Source organism: Streptomyces sp. NPDC107538, assembly GCF_055657445.1.
On sequence record NZ_JBVKAY010000003.1, the window covers coordinates 827618 to 847237 of the forward strand.

Below are 19620 nucleotides of genomic sequence, written 5' to 3' on the forward strand. Positions count from 1 at the left end.
CGTGCGCCGTCGTCGCCGGATCCGATGAAGTGATCACATCAGGTCTCGCCAACGGATCGCTAACATGAGCCCAACGGTTCCACGGGGAGCCGTACGGGAGGCGGCGTCAGGTCGCCGTGGGGCGGGCCCGGAACGACGGTGCGGGAAGGCAACGGACGGGTTCTATGCGGGACGGGCTGCGGTTCGGACTGCTCGGTCCGCCGGTTCTGTACGGGGCCGGGGACGTCGTGGGTTCTGCCGGCGGCGCACGGTCCGTCGGCAGCGGCAAGATGCGGGCCCTGTTCGTCGCCCTGCTGCTCGAACCGGGGCGGGTCGTCTCCGTGGACACCCTCAAGGACGTGCTGTGGGACGCGGCGCCCCCGCCCTCCGCGCAGGCGTCCCTGCAGAACCATGTGACCCGGCTGCGCAGGCTGTTGGACGACCCCGAGCGGCTGCGCGCCATCCCGCCGGGCTATCTCCTGCGGGTCGACGAGGGCGAGTTGGACGTCCGCGTCTTCGAGGCCCACGCCCGCGCCGCCCGCGCCGCGCACGCCGCGCGCGACTGGGCGCGCACGCTGCGCGAGTCCGCCGCCGCGCTCGCCCTCTGGCGGGGGACACCGCTCGGCGGTCTGGCGGTCGAGGAGTTCCGCGCCCAGGCCTTCGTCCAACGCCTGGAGGAGGCCCGGCTGTTGCTCCTGGAACGCCGGTACGACGCCGAACTCCACCTCGCGGCGGGCCCGGGGGACGGGGAGACCGGCGGGGCGGGCAAGGCCGCCGACGGGGTGAGGGATGGCGCCGGCGGGCCGGACGAGGAGACCGGGGGAGCGCACGCGCTCGGCGCGCTCGCCCCCGAACTCGCCGCCCTCGTCGCCGAACACCCCCTCCGCGAGGCCTTCCACCGGCTCCTCATGCTCGTCCTGCACCGCACGGGCCGCCAGGCCGAGGCCCTCGCCGTCCACCGCGACCTCCGCGCCCGCCTCCTCGACGAACTCGGCGTCGAACCGGGCCCGGCGGTACGCGAGGCCCACGTGGAGATCCTGCGGGAGCCGGACGAACACCCCCAGGAGGCCCCACCCGGGGCCACCCCCGCCGACCCTCCACTCCGCCCGGCCCAACTCCCGCCACCACCGGCCCATTTCACGGGCAGGACCGAAGTACTGGCGGAGTTGCGCCAAGCACTGAACGCGGAAACGTACGAAACAACCTGCACCCCCGCTCACCCAGGGGCGCGGGGCGGCATCGAATCTGCGGCTACCGCCGCGTGGGCGCGACCAGCCACCGACGACCCGCACTCGCCCACCCACCCGCACCCCCGCCCCCATAGGCGCCCCCCGCCCCCAAAGGGGACCGCCGTCGCAGTCATCAACGGCATGGCCGGCGTGGGCAAAAGCGCCCTCGCCCTCCACCTCGCCCACGACCTCTCCGACCACTTCCCCGACGGCCAGCTCTACATCAACCTCCACGGCGCCACCCCGGGCATGACCCCCCTCACCCCCGCCCAGGCCCTCACCTCACTCCTGCGCGACCTCGGCACCGCCCCCCGCCGCATCCCCGAACACCCCGACGCCGCCGCCGCGTTGCTCCGCTCGACCCTCGCCCCCACTCGCACCCTGATGGTCCTGGACGACGCCGCGAACGCCGCCCAGGTACGCCCCCTCCTCCCCGCGGGCCCCGGCTGCGCGGTCATCGTGACGAGCCGTTCCCCGCTCACCGCCCTGGACGGCGCCCACCGCTTCCCGCTCGCCCCGCTGTCGGACGACGAGAGCGCGGCCCTGCTGCGCGCCGCGTCCGGCCGCGCCGCCGGGCTGGACGCCGCGCACCCCCTCGTCGAGCTGACCGGCCGCCTCCCGCTCGCCCTCCGGGTCGTCGCGGCCCGCCTCGCCGCCCGCCGGGCCCTCACCCCGGACGCACTGGCCGGTCAACTGGCCGCCACGGAAAGCCGGTTGCGGCATCTCGAATACGACGACCTGAGCGTCCGCCGCTCCCTCGCCGTCGCCCACGAGGCCCTGCGCGCCTCCGACCGCGAGGCCGACCGCGACGCCGCCCACGCCCTGAGCCGCATCGGCGCCCTGGACCTGCCCGCGTACGGCGCGCCCCTCCTTGCCCGGCTCACCGGCATCGACGAGTTCCGCGCCGAGACCGCCCTCGACCGCCTCGTCGACGTGGCCCTGCTGGAGGAGACGACGTACGGCCGGTACGTCCCCCACGACCTGGTCCGCCACTTCGCCCGCGAACTCGCCGACCCGGCCGACACCACCGAGGCGGTCACACAGGCCCTGAGCTGGTACGCCGACCACGCCCGGCAGAGCCTGCTGGTGATGCTCCCGCCCGGCTACGAACGCGACGAACGCCTGCGGACGACCGCACCCGTGCCCCGGGACCCGCAGCCCACGGAACTCACCTCCGCCGAGGAGGCCTTCGCCTGGGGCGACCGCGAACTCCCCAACATCGTCGCCCTGGTGGAACGCTGCGCCCGCGAACCCGGCGGCAGCGCGGGCGGCGGCGGAGCGGACGTGGGAGCCGGCGCGGGCGGCGGTGGCCCGGCGGCGCTGGCGCTCGTCCCCACCCTGGTCCGCCACCTCTTCCCCTATCTGCACCGGGGCGGCCGGCTCGCCGAACTGGACGTGCTCGGACGGCTCGCCCTGGACGTGGCGAGGTCGCTCGGCGACGACGAGGCCGAGGCGTTCGCGCTCACCGACCGGGCGGGCCTGCACTTCATGTCCGGCCGCGCCTCGGAGGCGCTCGCCCTCAACGACGAGGGCCTGACCCTGTGGCGGCGCCTCGGGGTCGTCTCCTGCGTACGGCGGTGCCTGAACAACCGGGGGCTCGTACTGGAGAGCCTCGGCCGCTACGAGGAGAGCGAGGAGACGCTCCGGCAGAGCCTGGAACTGTCCCGGCAGCTCGGCGACCCCTACGGCGAGGCGGTGACCTTCAGCCACCTCGGCAACCTCTACAAGCACACCGACGCACGGGCCGCCATCGCCCACCACGAACGCAGCCTGGCGCTGGGCGAGATCGCCGACAGCCTCGTCGTACGGCACACCGCGCACTGCAACATCGGCTACGCCCACCTCCGCCTCGGCGAACCGGCCGCCGCCGTACGCCACTTCGAGCAGAGCCTGCGCATCCTCGGCGGTGAGGAGGACTGGCAGGGCGAGTCCAAGTCCCGGCTCGGCCTGGTCCGGGCCCTGCGCGAACTGGGCCGCACGGACCGCGCGTCCCACGAGTGCGCCCTCCTCCTCGACCTCGCCGAACGCCGCGCCGACCAGTACGCCATCGGCCTCGCCCGCCACCAGCGCGGCCTCCTCCTCCGCGCCGACGGCCACGAGGAGGCGGCCTACCACGAATGGGAGCAGGCCCAGGAAATCCTGGACGACACGGACTCGACGGTCGCGGTGGACCTGAGAGAACTACTGAAGAACCGCGCGCCCTGAAGAGCATGGGGCGCAGCCCCTGCTCTTCAGGGGCGCGGGGAACTGCGCGACCAGCCACGACGATCCCGCAGCCGCCAGCCGACAGAACCCCCCACCCCGGAAGGCGCCCCAAACCCCCTCACTTCGCATCGGCGTAGCACTCCACCACCGCCGCCGTAAAAGGAAACCGCACCGGCGTCTCCCCGAACGTCAGCCGCCCCGACAACTCCGACGCCTCCCGAATCGCCGCCACCACCGCCTCCGCCTCCCCTTCCGGACAGTGCACGATCACCTCGTCGTGCTGGAAGAAGACCAACTCCGCCGCCATCCCGGAGAGCGCACGGCGCAACGCGGCGAGCAGCAGCAGCGTCCAGTCCGCGGCGCTGCCCTGGACGACGAAGTTGCGGGCGAACCGGCCCCGGGCACGGGAGTTGCCGGACGCGTACCCCGGCACCCACTCGTCCCCCTGCCCCCGCGCCTGCTCCCGGGGCCCACCGGGGTCGCCGTCGTCCTGGGGGAGGCCCGCCTCCTCGGCCGCCTCGTCGGACGCCCCGGCCGCCGGTGGACACGTACGCCCGAGCCAGGTCCGTACGAGCCGGCCCTCCTCGCCCGCGCGGGCCGCGTCGTCGACGTACTGGACGGCGCGCGGGAAGCGGCGGCGCAGCGCGGCGAGGTTCTTGAGGCCGTCCCCGGAGGTCTGCCCGTACACGGCCCCGAGCACGGCGAGCTTGGCCTGCTCCCGGTCCCCGGAGAAGGCACGGTCGGAGACGGACTGGTACAGGTCGGTGCCGCGGCCCGCGACCTCCATGAGCCCGGGGTCGCGGGAGACGGCGGCCAGCACGCGCGGCTCCATCTGGTCGGCGTCGGCGACGACGAGCCGCCAGCCCGGGTCGGCGACACAGGCGCGGCGGATCACCTTGGGGATCTGGAGCGCGCCCCCGCCGTTGGTGACCCAGCGCCCGGTGACGGTGCCGTGCGCGAGGAACTCGGGCCGGAAGCGGCCGTCCCGGACCCAGTCCTGCAGCCAGGACCAGCCGTGGGCGACCCAGATGCGGTAGAGCCGCTTGTATTCGAGGAGGGGTTTTACGGCGGGGTGGTCGACGCTCTCGATCTCCCACCGGCGGGTGGAGCGCACCCGCACCCCGGCCTGCGCGAAGGCCTTGACGACATCGGCGGGCAGATCGGGCCGCACCCGCCGCCCGAAGGCCTCGGACACCTCGACGGCCAGCTCGGCCAGGCGGCGCGGCTCGCCACCGCCGGGGTACCGCTCGCCGAGCAGTTCGTGCAGCACCTCGCGGTGCACGTCGGCCCGCCACGGCAGGCCCGCCCGGTTCATCTCGGCGGCGACGAGCATCCCGGCCGACTCGGCGGCGGTGAGCAGCCGCATCCGGTCCGGGTGGGCGGTGGCGTCGTGCCGCCGCTGCTGGTCCGCGTAGACCTCGACGAGGTCGGCGAGGGGGACGTGCACCGGGCGGGGCTCGAACAGGGACGGCTGGGCGCCGGGGTCGGCCGAGCGCAGCGGCGGGTCGGGCGGTACGGGGCCGTGCCGGAGCCGGGCGAGGGCGGCAGCGGCGGAGCGGGGCTCCCCGAGCCGCCCCTCGTACCCGAGCAGCAGACTCTCGGCGTCCTCCACGTCGTAGCACCGCTCCACCCGCACCCCCGCGGCGAGCAGCCCCGGATACACCTCCCCGGTGGCCCGCCACACCCACCGCCCCACCTCGGGCCGCCGCCGCACGGCCTCCGCGGCATCCGCCTCCCGGACCACCGGCCCCGCGAGCAGCCCGTCGCCCCCGAGCGGCGCGACCTCCACACCCCCGTCCTCGGCCATCGCCAGCGCCCACCGATCGGTCATGCCGCGAGTGTGCCAGGGGGGTCTGACAACGGGCCGTTCCCGGCCCGCGCGGTGTCTCAGGCCTGCTCGCCGGGCCCCTCGGAGATCCCGGCGAGGAACACCGTGATGTTCTCCTCCACCGCTGTCTTGGTGACGCCGAGCCCCGACAGCACTCCCTCGCCGTTCTCGAACTCCAGCAGGGCCAGCAGGATGTGCTCGGTGCCGATGTAGTTGTGGCCGAGGCGGAGGGCCTCGCGGAAGGTGAGTTCGAGGACCTTCTTGGCCTCGGGGTTGTAGGGGATGAGTTCGGGGACCTCGGCGGCGGCCGGGGGCAGGACGGCGGTGGCGGCCTCCCGTACGGCCTCGGGGGAGATGCCCTGGGCGGTGAGCGCCTTGGCCGCGAGCCCCTCCGGTTCGGCGAGGAGCCCGAGGACGAGGTGGGCGGGGACGCCCTCGACGGCACCCGCGGCCTTGCCCTCGTCGTGCGCGGCGGCGACCACGTTCTTGGCGCGGGGGGTGAAGCGGCTGAACCCCTGGCTGGCGTCGAGATCGTTCTCGCCCTTCGGCACGAACCGCTTCTGCGCGGCCTGCCGGGTCACCCCCATGCTCTTGCCGATCTCCGTCCAGGACGCACCCGACCGCCGGGCCTGGTCCACGAAGTGCCCGATCAGATGGTCGGCCACCTCACCGAGGTGGTCCGCGGCGATCACCGCGTCCTGCAGCTGGTCGAGCGGTTCCGGATGGACCTTCTTGATGGCGTCGATGAGCTCGTCGAGACGGATGGAAGCGGTGACTCGCGGATTCGTCGTCATTCGTCAACCGTAGGTTGACAGCGCGAGGGTGTCAACCCAAAGTTGACACCCCGGGTGTGCCGCGCCCCTGAGGTGGCCGCAGGCCCCGAAAGGGGCGCGGGGAACTGCGCGACCAGCCACGATCAACCCGCACCCGCCATCCGACACGCACCCCCCCTCCCGGACGGCGCACCCGAACCTCACCGCCGCCCCACCACCCCACAAACAGCCACCACCGCAGCGACCACCCCGCTCAAGCCGGCGCAAGCCACCATTACCCCCCACGGCACCACCACCCCCACCGGCGCCGCCAACACCCCCAATGCCCCCACGACCCCCGCCAGATTCACCCCGGTGACCACCACTCCCAACAACACCCCCACCACGACCGCCACCAGCGCCTCACCCACCACAACCACCCGCACCTGCCCCCGCGTGGCCCCGGCCATCCGCAACGACCGCAGCTCCGCCCCCCGCGCCGACGTCGCCATCAACAACGTCCCGGCCAGCGAGATCCCCGCGTACACGAGGGCGATCCCCAGCACCACGAGGAACCCGAGCCGGGTGTGCGCCTTGGTCCCGGGCCGGTTCGCCGCGAGCCACTCCTCGGCCGACCGGACCGTCACCCCGGTCCCGCCGGCCCCCGCCGACACCGCCCGCTCCAGCGCCGCCGCGACCCCCGCCCGGTCCGCCCCGCGCCCCACCCGCACCTCGACCCGGTCCACCACGGCGCCGCCGGCGTTCGCGGCCGTCACATACGCGCCGTTGTCCCCGGTCCCCTCCGCGAGCACCGCCACGATCCGCAGCCGTACCGGCCGCCCGTCGCCGAGCCACACCCGTACGCTCCGCCCGACCTCGGCCCGCTCCCACTCCTCGTTGACGACGATCGACCGGTCGTCGAGGTCCCGCGGATCACCGGCGACCACCGGCAGTCGCGACACCGCCGCGAAGGCCGCCACATCCGTCACCGCCCGCGCCCCGGACCGCACCAGCGCGCTCCCCTCCTCCACGGCGTACACGGCGGTGGAAGCCGACCCGGCCACGGTCGTGCCGGGCACCCGCAACCCCGCCCCCACCGCGCCCGTCCCCGTCGCCTCACCCGTGACCACGAAGTCCGCCCGGGTCCGCGCCTCCGCCTCCGCGCCCTTCGCCCCGGCCACCGTCCCCGAGGCCCCCAGCAGCGACCCGGCCAGCGCGACGGTCACCAGCACCGGCGCGGCGACGGCGGCGGTACGGCGTACGGACGTGGCCGCGTTCTCCCGGATCAGCAGCCCGGTCGCTCCGGGCAGCGCCGCCCCCACCAGCCGTACGACCGGCCGGACGAGCAGCGGTGCGAGCGCCGCGGCGGCCGTGATCAGCACCATCGGCTGGGTGGTGTACGTCTTCCGCTTCAGCAGCTCCGCCGGATCCGTCCCCAACTTCCAGGCCAGCAGCCCGAGTCCACCCGCCAGCAGGGCGAAGCCGATCACCCGGCGCGACCGCGGCAGCACCCCCGTGTCCACGGACGCCTCGCGCAAGGCCTCCACGGGCCCGATCCGCCCGGCGCGCCGCGCCGCCACCCACGCCCCCGCGCACGCCACCGACACACCCGTCCAGAAGGCCACGTGGTACGGCCACACCACCGCCTCCGGCACCGCGAACCAGGTCGGCGCGACCCCGCCGTCCACCAACTCCCGTACGAGCAGAGGCGCCCCCCACGCCCCCAGCGCACACCCGGCGGCGGAGGCCAGGACCCCGACCGCCAGGGCCTCCCCGAGCAGCAGCCGCCGCACCTGCCCCGGGGTCGCGCCGGCCATCCGCAGCAGCCCGAACTCCCTTCTGCGCAGCGCCACCACGAAGGCGAACGTCGACGCGGTCACGAACACCGACACGAACGTGGTGACCCCGCCCGCCGTCCCCAGCAGGGAGTTCACGGCGACCAGCGCCTCCGCGTCCCGCTCGTACGCCGGATCCACCTGCCGGCGCGCGTCACCGGTCAGCACCCGCGCCCGGTCCCCGACGACCGCCCGTACGGCGGCGACGGGCGCGTCCACCCCGACCGCGTCCTGGGCGCCCGCGCTCCCGGTTCCGTCCGTCGTCACCGGCCCCAGCCGGCGCAGCTCGGCCGCCAATTCTTCGTCCACAGGGTGTGGATGGGCGAGCTTCTGCGACACCCGGGCCGTCCCCGGCCCCCGCCGCACCTCCACCGTCAGCCGGTCCAGCCCCGCCACCACGACGGGGGAGGACCCGAAACGCTCCGGCGCACGCGCGGGCGGATCGATCGTCGCCGCGAGCCCCAGCCCCATGGCCGCCATCACCCCGACGCCCAGCGCCACCGCGACGAACGCCCCCAGCAACGCGGCCCACCGCGTACGCAACGACGACAAGGTCAGCACGTCACACCCCCACCGATCCCGTTCCCGGCCCCGCTCGTTCCGGCCGGTGCGCCCGGTGCGCCTGCCCCGGCATTCCGCTCCAGCCCCGCCATGTGGGCCGCGACCGCCTCCACCGACGGCCGGGCCAGCTCCCCGCTCACCCGGCCGTCGACCAGGAACACCACCCGGTCCGCGTACGAGGCGGCCACCGGGTCATGGGTGACCATCACCGTGGTCTGGCCCTCGCGGTCCACCAACTCCCGCAGCAGGCGCAGCACTTCACGGCTGGTCGTGGTGTCCAGTGCCCCGGTGGGCTCGTCGCCGAAGAGGACGGCCGGGCGGGTGATCAGCGCGCGGGCCAGCGCGACCCGCTGCTGCTGCCCACCGGACAGCTGGGCGGGCCGGTGTCCGGCGCGCTCGGCCAGCCCCACCCGGGCCAGGGCCTCGCCCACCGCCCGGCGCGCGGGGCGCCGCCCGGCGAGCCGCAGCGGCAGGGCGACGTTCTGCGCCGCGGTGAGGGAGGGCAGCAGATTGAACGCCTGGAACACGAACCCGATCCGCTCCCGCCGCAGCAGCGTCAGCCGCCGCTCGCTCAGCCCGGCCAGCTCCACCCCGTCGACCCGTACGGTCCCGCCCGACGGCCGGTCCAGCCCCGCCGCACACTGCAGCAGGGTCGACTTCCCCGACCCCGAGGGCCCCATCACCGCCGTGAAGGTCCCGGCCCCGAAGTCCAGATCCACCCCGTCGAGGGCGACGACCTCCCCGTACGACCGCCGCAGGCCCCGCACGCGTACGGCCGCGACCCCCGTCTCCACCACCGCCCGCGCCGAGCCACTGTCCGCTCCCGCCGAGGCACTGCCCGCCCCTGCCGAGGCCCTGTTCATCCCTGTCGTGGTCATGCTCCAAGCGAACCGTCCGCGCCCCGCCCGCACACGACCACTGGAGGGCGTCCCGGGGGTAGGGCCGGCCCTACCCTCCTCGGCCCCATGACACGATCGCCGCCCATGGCACGATCGCCTCCATGACACGATCGAACACGTGAGTACGACCAGCACGGTGGACCGCGCCTTCGAGGCCGCTCTCTACGCCGACACCGACGCCGCCCTCGACACCGGCGCCTCCCTGCTCGCCGCCGACCCGGCGGCCGACGCGGAACTCGCCCGGCGCGGACGGGAGTTCGTCGCCGGGGCCTGGCGGCGCCACTGGCAGCCCGCCGACGTCGTACGGTTCACCCGGCGCGAGCTGGACGACGAGCACGTACGCCTCCTCGCCCGCCTCGTCATCGCGGAACACGAGGAGCGCGAGGCGGGCAGGGGCGAGGGAGAGGGGGCGCGCGCCCGGCGGCAGGCGCCGCCCGGACCCCGCTGGGCCGCGCAGCTCGACGAGGTCAGGGAACTGGCGGCCGGGCATCCCACCCGCGCGGACCGTTTCACGTACGCCACCACGGCCCTGGAGCTGTACCGCCTCCTCCTGCGCCTGCCCACCCTCGAACCCCTGGACCGCCTCCGGGAATCCGGCGGCCCGGCCACCGCCCGGAGCCACCCCGAGTCCCGCATGCTCGGCCGGATCCGCGCGCTCCTCGCCAAGGCGGAGGCGACCGGGTTCCCGGAGGAGGCGGAGGCACTCAGCGCGAAGGCGCAGGAACTGATGGCGCGGCACAGCATCGACGAGGCGCTGCTCGCGGCGCGCACGCACGACGCGAACGCGCCCGGCGCGTGCCGGATCGGTGTGGACGCGCCGTACGAGACGGCCAAGGCGGTGCTCCTCGACGCCGTGGCCCGGGCCAACCGCTGCGAGGCCGTCTGGAACGAGGCGCTCGGCTTCTCCACGGTCGTCGGTTTCGAGGCCGATCTGGAGGTGGTCGAGCTGCTGCACACCTCGCTGCTCGTCCAGGCCACCACCGCGATGACCAAGGCGGAGGCGGCCCAGCGCAAGGGCGGCCGCAAGCGGACCAAGACCTTCCGGCAGTCCTTCCTAGCCGCCTACGCCCATCGCATAGGCGACCGCCTCGCCGAGGTCGCCGAGGCCCAGCTCGCCGAGGCGAAGGCCGAGAACGCGGGCCCGCGCGGGTCGGGCGGCCCCGCGCAGGACCTGCTCCCCGTCCTCGCCGCCCGCGACATCGCCGTCCGCGACCAGTTCACCCACATGTTCCCGGACACGGTCACCACCCGAGTCCGAGGCATCACCGACCTGACCGGCTGGCAACAGGGCACAGAGGCAGCCAACCGCGCCCAGGTCCGCTCCCACCCACACCTGCCGTCGTAACCCGGATACGCCACGGACCCCCGGCCGACTCAGTCCCCCGCCGGCAAGAACGGTCCCACCGTCGCGTCCAGTGTGCTCTCGGACTTGATCGCGACCTCGGGGTCCGGCCACTTGAAGGTGTTGACCTTGCTGTCTCCGGGGAGGGTGAGCTTCAGCTCGTCCACCGCGGCGCTCTGCTCCGCGTCACCCGCGGCCCCGCGCACGTACGAGACGGTGAAGGTCATCGACTGACCGCTCGCCAGCGTCATCTCGGTGTCCTGGGGCGCGCCCTCCTGCGGCCGCAGCGCCCAGGACTTGTCGCCGGCGACCAGGTCGACATCGGCGATCCCCTTCAACGTGCAGGCGGTGTCGCCCTTGTTGGTGACGGTGACCGGTACGGCCCCCTCGTCACCCGCGGCCGGCGCCGCACTGCTGGGCCCCACCTCGAAGCCGGTCTGCGCCGCCGTACAGGCGCCGCCCTTCCCGCTGTCAGCGGTGGCCGCGCTGGTCTTGCCGTCGTCACCCCCACCACCCCCGTCACCCTCGTCACTTCCGCCACAGGCGGTCAGCGTGAGGGCCGCGAGGAGGACGGCGGCGATGGCGGTCGGAGCGGTGCGCATGGAGTTCCCGGTGGAGTTCGTGGCTGCCGGAGCGCAGCCGATGAAGATGTGGCGATGTCGCGATGTGACTGCGTAACGGTGTGACGGTGTGCAATTCGAACGGGCCACGTAACCCCGAGGTTCCGCGGCCCGTCCGACACATGATCTACGACCGGAGCACACGGCGAGACCCGTTCCACACCCTCACGGCCCCACCACACGCCCACGCCCCGGCGCACGCCGAGCGCATACGCCCGCGCCCGCATACGCCCGCGCCCCGCCTACGACCCCGCGCTGGCCGTAGGCAGATCCGTCGGCAGCCCGGACGGCAACGACCCCTCGGCCTTCTGGAACGTCTCCTCGCCGACGCCGCCCTCCCAGGTGATCGTGAGGGACTTGGCGCTGACCTCGTCGACCATGCCCTCGGTGCGGTCGTCGCTGCCGTCCTGGCACTTGAGGGCGATCATCTGCATGTCCGCCGCGTCGGAGACCTTCCCGCTGCACACCGAGGTGCCCACGAACACGGCGACCTCGGCACCGTTGACGAACAGCGCGACCGGCTTGCCCCCGGTCGTGGCCAGCCAGTTGCCCTGCAGTTCGGTCTCGGCGCCGGAGGAGTCCCCGGAGCCACCGCCGTCCGCACTGTCCGACGGAGTCGCCCCCGCCGACGAGTCCTTCGCCCCGGAGCCACCGCCGTCGCCGTCACCACTGCACCCGGTCAGCACCAGCACGGCCGTCAGCCCGGCCGCCGCCACGGCCGCGACGCGTCCACGCCGGCGCGCGGAGGAAGCCCTGACCACGGGCCCCGCCGACATCGCCGACACCACGGGCACCGCGGGCATCGCCGTCCTCGCCGTCGTCCCTGTCATCGCCGTAGTCACTGGAGGTCTCCCAAAGCTGTGGCCGGATCCGGTCGCCGCGCGGACACCGGCAAGCTACCAGCCACGGCCCTGCGACAGACGGCCGGGAACTGTGAGGAACTGTGAGGACCCGCGCGGACGACGGACGACGGAGGACGGAGGACGACCGGGGCGCCCCACCCCCTGCCCACCCCTACCAGGACGACTTACGCACCCCCGGCAGAAACCCGGCGTGCGCCTGCTCCCGCAGACTCACCCGGGACAGTCCGAACGTCCGGAAGTACCCCCGGGGCCGCCCGTCCACCTGGTCCCGGTTGCGGACCCGGGTCGCGCTGGCGTCACGCGGCTGGGCGCGCAACTCCCGCTCGGCGGCCTCGCGTTCGGCCTCCGTGGCGGACGGCCGCCGGATGATCTCCTTCAGCTCGGCCCGCCGCTCGGCGTACCGCGCGACGATCTCCCGCCGCTTCTCGTTCTTCGCGATCTTGCTCTTCTTCGCCATCAGACCCGCACCCCCCGGGCGCGGATCCGCGCGACCGCGGCCTCGACGCCGATGACGTCCACGGTCTTGATCCCCTTCGTGCTCAGCCGGAGCCGCACATGACGGTTCTCGCTGGGCAGCCAGTAGCGCTTCGACTGGATGTTCGGGTCGAAGCGCCGGGACGTACGCCGGTGGGAGTGCGAGATGCGGTTGCCGAAGCCGGGCCGGGCTCCGGTCAGCATGCAGTGGGCGGACAAGGTGATGCACCTCTCTCGATCAGGTGATGCAAATGGAATTCATTTTCAGTAACATAGCAGCATGGCACGCAACGAACTCCGCCCGGTCATCAAACTCCGGTCCACGGCCGGCACCGGCTACACCTACGTCACCCGCAAGAACCGCCGGAACGACCCGGACCGGCTGACGCTGCGCAAGTTCGACCCGAGGGCCGGCCGCCACGTCGACTTCCGAGAGGAGCGCTGACCGCGATGAAGAAGGACATCCACCCGTCGTACGGACCCGTCGTCTTCCGGGACCGCGCCGCCAACCACGCCTTCCTGACCCGCTCGACGATGACGAGCGAGAGGGCGAACGGGAAGACGATCGAGTGGGAGGACGGCAACACCTACCCCGTGATCGACGTCGAGATCTCGAACGTCAGCCACCCCTTCTACACCGGCACCGCCCGCGTCCTGGACACGGCGGGCCGCGTCGAGAAGTTCGAGAAGCGCTACGGCGCCGGCAGGGCGAGCAAGGCCAGTGAGGCCGGCAAGGCCAGTCAGGCCGACAAGGCCGGCGAGACCAGCGAGAAGCGGGGCTGACCGACGTGACCCAGCTGTCTGTCGCGATCGTCGGCGGTCTGCACGCCGACGCCCGGCGGGCCGCCGTCGAGGCGCTGCTCGCCGGGGTCCCGGGCAGCGTCGCGCTGCACCACGACCTCTCCACCGCCGGCGACGGTCCGGACGCCAAGGTCGTCCGGACCGTCCGGGACGCCGCGGGTCTCATCTCCACCGGCGAGACCCCGCTCGTCAACGACTGCGCCTGCTGCGCGCTGCGTGAGGACCTCGTCCCCGAGCTGGAGCGCTTCGCCGACGCGGGCCTGACCCGCCTCGCCGTCGTCGAGCTCTGGGACTCGGTCGAACCGAAGGCGATGGCCGAGGTGATCGCGGCGAGCGGTCTCCGCCTCACCTCGGTGATCACGGCCGTCGACCCCGCCCTCCTCCTGCCCTGCCTCGGCAACGGCGACGACCTCGCCGACCGAGGCCTCGCCGCCGCCCCCACCGACCAACGCACGGTCGCCGACACCTTCGCCCGCCAACTCGAATACGCCCCGATCCTTGCCGTACTGGACTACCCGGAAGCGGACGACGAGGACCGGGCCCTCCTGGCGCAACTCCACCCGACGGCCCAGCAGGTACCCATAGACGACCGGGGCCGTGCCCCCGAGGTGGCCGCAGGCCCCGAAAGGGGCGCGGGGAACTGCGCGACCAGCCACAACGCACCCGCACCCGGCAGCGTCCAGTACCACCCACGGCGCTCCCCGGCCCTGCTCGCCGCAGCCTTCACCGGCTTCGACGTGGAAGCCGCCGCAGCCGCCCAACACCCCGCCTCCGCCCTCCTCCCCACCGACGCCGACGAACACGGCGTCACCACCCTCGTCTGGCACCGCCACCGCCCCTTCCACCCGGAACGCCTCTACGCCGCCCTCGAAGACCTCTGCTGCGCGGCCGCCCGCAGCCGCGGCAGGTTCTGGCTGGCCGAACGCCCCGACACCCTGCTGCACTGGGACGCCGCCGGCGGCGCCCTGTGCGTGGAGTCGGCCGGCCCCTGGCTCGCCTCGCTCCCGGACGCCGCCTGGGACCTGGTCCCCCCGGTCCGCCGGGCCGCCGCCGCCCTCGACTGGCACCCGGAGCACGGCGACCGCTGCCAGCACCTGGTCTTCACCTCCCCGGGCCTGGACCGCGACGGACTCGAACGGCTCCTGGAGTCCTGCCTGCTCACCGACGCCGAGTACGCCGCGGGCCGCGCCGCCTGGGAACGGCTGCCGCGCCCCTTCGACACCTTCCTGGAGGTCTGAACCGCCATGCCCCGCAAGCCGGAGCGCAAGCCCGCCAAGTCCCGCCCCAACCCGCTGGACCAGGCGAAGATCACGTACATCGACTACAAGGACACCGACCTGCTACGACGGTTCATCTCCGACCGGGGCAAGATCCGCAGCCGCCGCGTCACCCGCGTCACCGCCCAGCAGCAGCGGCAGCTCGCCCGGGCCGTCAAGAACGCCCGCGAGATGGCCCTCCTGCCGTACGTCACCCGCTGACGGCCCCGGAGGGAACGGGATCACCCCGCCGTACGTCTCACCGGTGCGGTAACCGCGGAAACACACCGCGTGCACGTGCATCTGCCACGTGCATCCGCTCATGCATCAGCACATGAACAAAGCTATGATCCGGGGCAGTTGACTGTTGCATCACTGGCATTACTGGCATCACTGGCCACACCAGTGCCCATGCGCACCGAGCGCATCACTGCACCACCCCGGGGAGCGACCTGTGGACCACGACGTGTACGGCGTGGATGACGTGTACAACGGCATGGCCGCGACGGAGCTGAACCGGCTCCACGCGGTGGCCTGGCAGAAGAGCCGGCACAGCAACTCGCAGGGCAACTGCGTGGAGTTCGCCCGGCTGCCCGGCGGTGAGGTGGCGGTGCGCAACTCCCGCTTCCCCGACGGCCCGGCGCTCGTCTACACCCGCGCCGAGATCGAGGCGATGCTCCTGGGCATCAAGGACGGCGAGTTCGACCACCTGGTCGGGTGACCCCCGGTGGTCCCGGCCAACCCCCGCCCGGCGGCGGGGAGTCGGCGGGGCCCGGCGATGTGACACGCGTAGAACCGCGGCGCCGAAAAGCGCCGCGGTTCATCGATGGGCGGACGACAGGCCCGGTCCCGAGGGCACCTGGAACAGCGCCCATACGACCTTGCCGCTGAGCGCCCCGCCCAGCGGATGCCAGCCCCAGCTGTCGGCGAACGAGTCGACCAGGAACAGCCCGCGCCCCGACTCCGCCGAGAAGTCCTCGGAGTCGCCCGCGACCGGACTGTCGTGACTGGGATCGCGCACCGCGCACACCAGCCGCTCGGTCCACCGCATCAAGTGCAGCCGTACGGGCGGGTCCTGGGCCGGACGCCGTCCGTCGGACGTGGGCAGGCCGTGCCGCAGGGCGTTGGTGACGAGTTCCGAGACCACGAGGCAGACGTCGTCGAAGCGGTCGTCCAGCTTCCACTGGCCGAGCGTGCCCCGGGTGAACTGCCGCGCCTCGCGCACCGCTTCGTAGCGGGGCGGCAGCGCGCAGGACGCGGCGTTGGACACGGTCGCGGGATCAAGTGGCGGAAGTCCCTGCCGTAAGGGTTCGAGCATGGTCGATCCATTCGTCCCCATGCGAGGCACTCCCGGGAGTTCGCGGTCGTTGCGATGCAGCGGTCGTTGCGATGCAGCGGTGGCGCGGGACCATGGTTTCTGATGCGTACAGCAGATGCAAGGGCAGATGCACGTGCACGCGCCCGAAATGGACCTCCCCATACCGCTTGCTCAACATTTCTTCTGCCCCCTCCTTCGTGTACTCCCTAGCCTCGTCCGTCTCAGATGTTGAAGACTTTCCATTTCTGTAACCGGACGAGTGCGGATCGGAGTGGTTTAGTGGCAGACTGCGGCCCTTGAAGAAGTTGGGGAGGCTGGACGAACGTGGGCGCCGGTGAATCGAGTGGGTCGGTGGTGAGGCGGATGCTGCTGGGCTCGCATCTCAGGCGGTTGCGCGAGTCGCAGGGGATCACCCGGGAGAAGGCCGGGTACTCCATCCGCTCCTCGGAGTCGAAGATCAGCCGGATGGAACTCGGCCGGGTCAGCTTCAAGACCCGTGACGTGGAGGACCTGTTGACCCTCTACGGCGTCACCGACGAGACCGAGCGCACCTCACTGCTCTCCCTGGCCAAGGAGGCCAATGTCGCCGGCTGGTGGCACAGCTACTCGGACGTCCTGCCGAGCTGGTTCCCCACCTATGTCGGCCTCGAAGCGGCGGCCCACCTCATCCGCAGCTACGAAGTCCAGTTCGTGCACGGCCTGTTGCAGACCGAGGCGTACGCCCACGCGGTGGTCGCCCGGGGCATGAAGGGCGCGAGCGAGGCCGAGATCGACAAGCGGGTGGCGCTGCGCATGGAGCGCCAGAAGTACCTGGTCGCCGAGAGCGCCCCGGAGTTCCACTGCGTCCTCGACGAGGCCGCGCTGCGCCGGCCGTACGGCGACCGCGAGGTGATGCGGGGTCAGCTCCAGCATCTGATCGAGATCTCGGAGCGCCCGAACGTCCGGCTCCAGGTCATGCCGTTCGGCTTCGGCGGCCACTCCGGCGAGAGCGGCGCCTTCACCGTGTTGAGCTTCCCCGAGTCCGACCTCACCGACGTCGTCTATCTCGAACAGCTCACCAGCGCGCTCTATCTGGACAAGCGCGAGGACATCGCCCAGTACGAGCGGGCGATCGGACAGCTCCAGGACGACAGCCCCTCCCCGGCCGAGAGCCGCGACCTGCTGCGGGGCCTGCTCCAGCTCTCCTGAGCCGTTTCCGGATTCCCTGAGAGTCTTCACAGAGTCTCCCGAGTTGCTCTCCAACTCCCTTTACCCACAAGTACGATGACGAGTGATCAATCTTGATCGACGCCGACTGATTGAGGATCACATGTCGTCCAACTCGTCCTACTTCACCGACCTGGCGCAGCAGTACATCGGTGGCGAGTGGCGCCCGGGCTCAGGCTCCTGGGACATCATCGACTTCAACCCGTACGACGACGCCAAGCTCGCGTCGATCACCATCGCCACGGTCGACGAAGTGGACGAGGCCTACAAGGCGGCCCAGGCGGCCCAGAAGGAATGGGCCGAGGTCAACGCCTACGCGCGTCGCGCGGTCTTCGAGAAGGCCCTCAAGGTCATCGAGGAGCGCGAGCAGGAGATCACCGAGGTGATCATCGCCGAGCTGGGCGGCACGCACCTGAAGGCCGGGTTCGAACTGCACCTCGCCAAGGAGTTCCTGCGCGAATCGATTCAGCTCGCGCTGCGCCCCGAGGGCAGAATCCTTCCGTCGCCGATCGACGGCAAGGAGAACCGCCTCTACCGCGTACCGGTCGGTGTCGTGGGCGTCATCAGCCCCTTCAACTTCCCGTTCCTGCTCTCCCTCAAGTCGGTCGCCCCGGCCCTCGCCCTCGGCAACGGCGTCGTGCTGAAGCCGCACCAGAACACCCCCATCGCCGGCGGCACCCTGGTCGCGAAGGTCTTCGAGGAGGCCGGCCTGCCCGGCGGGCTGCTCAACGTCGTCGTCACCGACATCGCCGAGATCGGCGACGCCTTCATCGAGCACCCGATCCCCAAGCTGATCTCCTTCACCGGCTCCGACAAGGTCGGCCGTCATGTCGCCACCGTCGCCGCCGCGAACTTCAAGCGCACCATCCTCGAACTGGGCGGCAACAGCGCGCTGGTGGTCCTGGACGACGCGGACCTCGACTACGCCGTCGACGCGGCCGTCTTCTCCCGCTACGTCCACCAGGGCCAGGTCTGCATGGCCGCCAACCGCGTCCTGGTCGACCGCTCGGTCCAGGCCGAGTTCACCGAGAAGTTCGTGGCCAAGGTGAAGACCCTGAAGGTCGGCGACCCGAGCGACCCGACCACGGTCATCGGCCCCGTCATCAACTCCTCCCAGGCGGACTCCCTCAAGGCCGTCGTCGAGCAGGCCCTCGCCGAGGGCGCCACGGCACTCGTGCACGGCACCACGACCGACAACCTGGTCTCGCCGTCCGTCCTCACCGACGTCCCCGCCGACTCCGCGCTCCTGCGCCAGGAGGTCTTCGGTCCCGTCGCCTTCCTCATCCCCTTCGACGGCGAGGAGGAGGCCGTCCGCATCGTCAACGACACCCCGTACGGCCTTAGCGGCGCCGTGCACACCGGTGACATCGAGCGGGGCGTCGCGTTCGCCAAGCAGATCGACACCGGCATGTTCCACGTCAACGACGGCACCGTCCACGACGAGCCGCTCGTCCCCTTCGGCGGCGAGAAGCACTCCGGAATCGGCCGCCTCAACGGCGAGACCACGGTCGACGCCTTCACCACCCAGAAGTGGATCTCCGTCCAGCACAAGCGCAGCTTCTTCCCCTTCTAGGGCCGCTGGGCGCGTCATAGCTCGGGGGTGCGGGTCGGTTTCGCGGGTGCGGGTGCGTGGGGCTTCTCGCGCAGTTCCCCGCGCCCCTGAAAAGGCGGGGCTGCGCCCCTGCCTTTTCGGCCCGAAAGGGCCGTAGGCCCTTAAGGGGCGCGGGGAACTGCGCGAGCAACCACGCATCACCCGCACCCGCCGACGAACCCGCACCCCCGAGCTACTAGGCGCCCCCTTGCGGACAGAACCTGACCGCAAGGGTCCGTAGCTTCGTCGGTGTCAGAGGGGCTCGCCCAAGAGCCCCCGGCCCGACGAGAGGCAGCCGGACATGGTCATGCACGTGCGCGCGGAGGACACGCTCGACGAGCGCGGAGCGCTCCTCGCCTTCCTGGCGGAACAGCGCGGCGGCCTCCGCCGCTCGGTGCTCGGACTCACCGACGAGCAGGCGTCGGGCAAGCCGAGCGCCAGCGACCTCTCCCTCGCCGGACTCGTCAAGCACGTGGCCGAGACCGAGCAGTGGTGGGTGGCCATGGCCAAGGGCGAGGAGCCGGCCGTGAAGCGGGACCCGTCGAACTGGCACGAGTGTTTCGTCCTGGTCGGCGACGAGACCGTCGAGTCCCAGCTCGCGTACTGGGAGAAGATCGCCGCCGAGACGGAGGCCTTCCTGCGCACGGCGCCCAGCCTCGACGACACCTTCGGGCTGCCGGACATGCCGTGGTTCCCGTCGGGCGAGCGGGTCTCCCTGCGCTGGCTGGGCCTGCACCTCATCCGCGAGACCGCCCGGCACGCCGGCCACGCCGACGTCATCCGCGAGTCGCTGGACGGCGCCACCGCCTTCGAACTGGTGGCGAAGGCACAGGGTACGAGCGGGGGGTGACCCCACGTGGT

At 72.6% G+C, this 19620-nt stretch carries 19 protein-coding genes; 10 read left to right on the forward strand and 9 right to left on the reverse strand.

What is annotated here, in order from left to right; all coding sequences use genetic code 11:
• Positions 1–164: 164 nt before the first annotated feature.
• Positions 165–3413 (forward strand): AfsR/SARP family transcriptional regulator, encoded by a 3249-nt coding sequence (locus ACZ7MG_RS14175; protein ID WP_471390432.1) that lies wholly within the window; start codon positions 165–167, stop codon positions 3411–3413.
• A 118-nt stretch (positions 3414–3531) separates the two neighbouring features.
• Here ACZ7MG_RS14175 and ACZ7MG_RS14180 read toward each other — a convergent pair whose 3' ends face one another.
• From ACZ7MG_RS14180 to ACZ7MG_RS14195, 4 genes are all read right to left on the reverse strand, one after another.
• A complete protein-coding gene (locus ACZ7MG_RS14180) occupies positions 3532–5244 on the reverse strand; it encodes a bifunctional 3'-5' exonuclease/DNA polymerase (protein ID WP_471390434.1) in 1713 nt (570 codons plus the stop codon).
• A gap of 56 nt (positions 5245–5300) precedes the next feature.
• Positions 5301–6035, reverse strand: a complete 735-nt coding sequence (locus ACZ7MG_RS14185) for a Clp protease N-terminal domain-containing protein (protein ID WP_471390435.1) — start codon at positions 6033–6035, stop codon at positions 5301–5303.
• 179 nt (positions 6036–6214) lie between these two features.
• Positions 6215–8389: an ABC transporter permease gene (locus ACZ7MG_RS14190; protein WP_471390438.1), complete on the reverse strand. Its 2175-nt coding sequence runs from the start codon at positions 8387–8389 to the stop codon at positions 6215–6217.
• A complete protein-coding gene (locus ACZ7MG_RS14195) occupies positions 8383–9267 on the reverse strand; it encodes an ABC transporter ATP-binding protein (RefSeq protein ID WP_471390441.1) in 885 nt (294 codons plus the stop codon). Before ACZ7MG_RS14195 ends, ACZ7MG_RS14190 begins: the two co-directional genes overlap by 7 nt.
• Positions 9268–9406: 139 nt before the next feature.
• Here ACZ7MG_RS14195 and ACZ7MG_RS14200 point away from each other — a divergent pair, with 139 nt between their 5' ends.
• Positions 9407–10633: a DUF2786 domain-containing protein gene (locus ACZ7MG_RS14200; protein WP_471390444.1), complete on the forward strand. Its 1227-nt coding sequence runs from the start codon at positions 9407–9409 to the stop codon at positions 10631–10633.
• A gap of 29 nt (positions 10634–10662) precedes the next feature.
• On the opposite strand, the gene ACZ7MG_RS14205 is transcribed toward ACZ7MG_RS14200, so the two are convergent.
• From ACZ7MG_RS14205 to rpmB, 4 genes are all read right to left on the reverse strand, one after another.
• Entirely contained in the window at positions 10663–11232 is a 570-nt protein-coding gene (locus ACZ7MG_RS14205; RefSeq protein WP_471390447.1) for a DUF4232 domain-containing protein, read from the reverse strand.
• A gap of 260 nt (positions 11233–11492) precedes the next feature.
• Entirely contained in the window at positions 11493–12053 is a 561-nt protein-coding gene (locus ACZ7MG_RS14210) for a hypothetical protein (protein ID WP_471390449.1), read from the reverse strand.
• 211 nt (positions 12054–12264) lie between these two features.
• Positions 12265–12570, reverse strand: a complete 306-nt coding sequence (rpsN, locus tag ACZ7MG_RS14215) for a 30S ribosomal protein S14 (RefSeq protein ID WP_471390452.1) — start codon at positions 12568–12570, stop codon at positions 12265–12267.
• Complete coding sequence (rpmB, locus tag ACZ7MG_RS14220) at positions 12570–12806, reverse strand: 50S ribosomal protein L28 (RefSeq protein ID WP_028796437.1); 237 nt, start codon at positions 12804–12806, stop codon at positions 12570–12572. The genes rpsN and rpmB overlap by 1 nt, the downstream gene beginning before the upstream one ends.
• A 61-nt stretch (positions 12807–12867) precedes the next feature.
• Between rpmB and rpmG the strand changes: the two genes are divergently transcribed.
• From rpmG to ACZ7MG_RS14245, 5 genes are all read left to right on the forward strand, one after another.
• On the forward strand, positions 12868–13032 hold the full coding sequence (gene rpmG, locus ACZ7MG_RS14225; RefSeq protein WP_326579422.1) for a 50S ribosomal protein L33: 165 nt from the start codon (positions 12868–12870) through the stop codon (positions 13030–13032).
• Positions 13033–13037: 5 nt separating this feature from the next.
• A complete protein-coding gene (locus tag ACZ7MG_RS14230) occupies positions 13038–13370 on the forward strand; it encodes a type B 50S ribosomal protein L31 (RefSeq protein WP_471390456.1) in 333 nt (110 codons plus the stop codon).
• Positions 13371–13375: 5 nt separating this feature from the next.
• Positions 13376–14626, forward strand: a complete 1251-nt coding sequence (locus ACZ7MG_RS14235) for a CobW family GTP-binding protein (protein WP_471390459.1) — start codon at positions 13376–13378, stop codon at positions 14624–14626.
• A gap of 6 nt (positions 14627–14632) precedes the next feature.
• The gene (rpsR, locus tag ACZ7MG_RS14240) at positions 14633–14866 is read left to right on the forward strand and encodes a 30S ribosomal protein S18 (RefSeq protein ID WP_471390462.1); all 234 of its coding nucleotides are present in this window, start codon (positions 14633–14635) and stop codon (positions 14864–14866) included.
• Positions 14867–15098: 232 nt separating this feature from the next.
• The gene (locus ACZ7MG_RS14245) at positions 15099–15365 is read left to right on the forward strand and encodes a DUF397 domain-containing protein (RefSeq protein WP_336541493.1); all 267 of its coding nucleotides are present in this window, start codon (positions 15099–15101) and stop codon (positions 15363–15365) included.
• 99 nt (positions 15366–15464) lie between these two features.
• On the opposite strand, the gene ACZ7MG_RS14250 is transcribed toward ACZ7MG_RS14245, so the two are convergent.
• Complete coding sequence (locus tag ACZ7MG_RS14250) at positions 15465–15983, reverse strand: ATP-binding protein (RefSeq protein WP_471390466.1); 519 nt, start codon at positions 15981–15983, stop codon at positions 15465–15467.
• A 342-nt stretch (positions 15984–16325) separates the two neighbouring features.
• Between ACZ7MG_RS14250 and ACZ7MG_RS14255 the strand changes: the two genes are divergently transcribed.
• The 3 genes from ACZ7MG_RS14255 (at position 16326) to ACZ7MG_RS14265 (ending at position 19609) form a co-directional block, all read left to right on the forward strand.
• Positions 16326–17150, forward strand: a complete 825-nt coding sequence (locus ACZ7MG_RS14255) for a helix-turn-helix domain-containing protein (protein WP_471390469.1) — start codon at positions 16326–16328, stop codon at positions 17148–17150.
• 121 nt (positions 17151–17271) lie between these two features.
• Positions 17272–18741, forward strand: a complete 1470-nt coding sequence (locus ACZ7MG_RS14260; RefSeq protein WP_471390472.1) for an aldehyde dehydrogenase family protein — start codon at positions 17272–17274, stop codon at positions 18739–18741.
• Between the two features lie 319 nt (positions 18742–19060).
• Positions 19061–19609, forward strand: a complete 549-nt coding sequence (locus ACZ7MG_RS14265) for a DinB family protein (protein ID WP_471390474.1) — start codon at positions 19061–19063, stop codon at positions 19607–19609.
• The last annotated feature ends 11 nt before the right edge of the window (positions 19610–19620 follow it).

Excerpts from the sequence above, each read along its gene's own strand:
- ACZ7MG_RS14175 (WP_471390432.1), top strand. The coding sequence starts at position 165 with ATGCGGGACGGGCTGCGGTTCGGACTGCTCGGTCCGCCGGTTCTGTAC.
- ACZ7MG_RS14180 (WP_471390434.1), bottom strand. The coding sequence starts at position 5,244 with ATGACCGATCGGTGGGCGCTGGCGATGGCCGAGGACGGGGGTGTGGAG.
- ACZ7MG_RS14185 (WP_471390435.1), bottom strand. The coding sequence starts at position 6,035 with ATGACGACGAATCCGCGAGTCACCGCTTCCATCCGTCTCGACGAGCTC.
- ACZ7MG_RS14195 (WP_471390441.1), bottom strand. The coding sequence starts at position 9,267 with ATGACCACGACAGGGATGAACAGGGCCTCGGCAGGGGCGGGCAGTGCC.
- ACZ7MG_RS14205 (WP_471390447.1), bottom strand. The coding sequence starts at position 11,232 with ATGCGCACCGCTCCGACCGCCATCGCCGCCGTCCTCCTCGCGGCCCTC.
- ACZ7MG_RS14210 (WP_471390449.1), bottom strand. The coding sequence starts at position 12,053 with ATGCCCGCGGTGCCCGTGGTGTCGGCGATGTCGGCGGGGCCCGTGGTC.
- rpsN (WP_471390452.1), bottom strand. The coding sequence starts at position 12,570 with ATGGCGAAGAAGAGCAAGATCGCGAAGAACGAGAAGCGGCGGGAGATC.
- rpmG (WP_326579422.1), top strand. The coding sequence starts at position 12,868 with ATGGCACGCAACGAACTCCGCCCGGTCATCAAACTCCGGTCCACGGCC.
- ACZ7MG_RS14230 (WP_471390456.1), top strand. The coding sequence starts at position 13,038 with ATGAAGAAGGACATCCACCCGTCGTACGGACCCGTCGTCTTCCGGGAC.
- rpsR (WP_471390462.1), top strand. The coding sequence starts at position 14,633 with ATGCCCCGCAAGCCGGAGCGCAAGCCCGCCAAGTCCCGCCCCAACCCG.
- ACZ7MG_RS14250 (WP_471390466.1), bottom strand. The coding sequence starts at position 15,983 with ATGGGGACGAATGGATCGACCATGCTCGAACCCTTACGGCAGGGACTT.
- ACZ7MG_RS14255 (WP_471390469.1), top strand. The coding sequence starts at position 16,326 with ATGCTGCTGGGCTCGCATCTCAGGCGGTTGCGCGAGTCGCAGGGGATC.
- ACZ7MG_RS14260 (WP_471390472.1), top strand. The coding sequence starts at position 17,272 with ATGTCGTCCAACTCGTCCTACTTCACCGACCTGGCGCAGCAGTACATC.
- ACZ7MG_RS14265 (WP_471390474.1), top strand. The coding sequence starts at position 19,061 with ATGGTCATGCACGTGCGCGCGGAGGACACGCTCGACGAGCGCGGAGCG.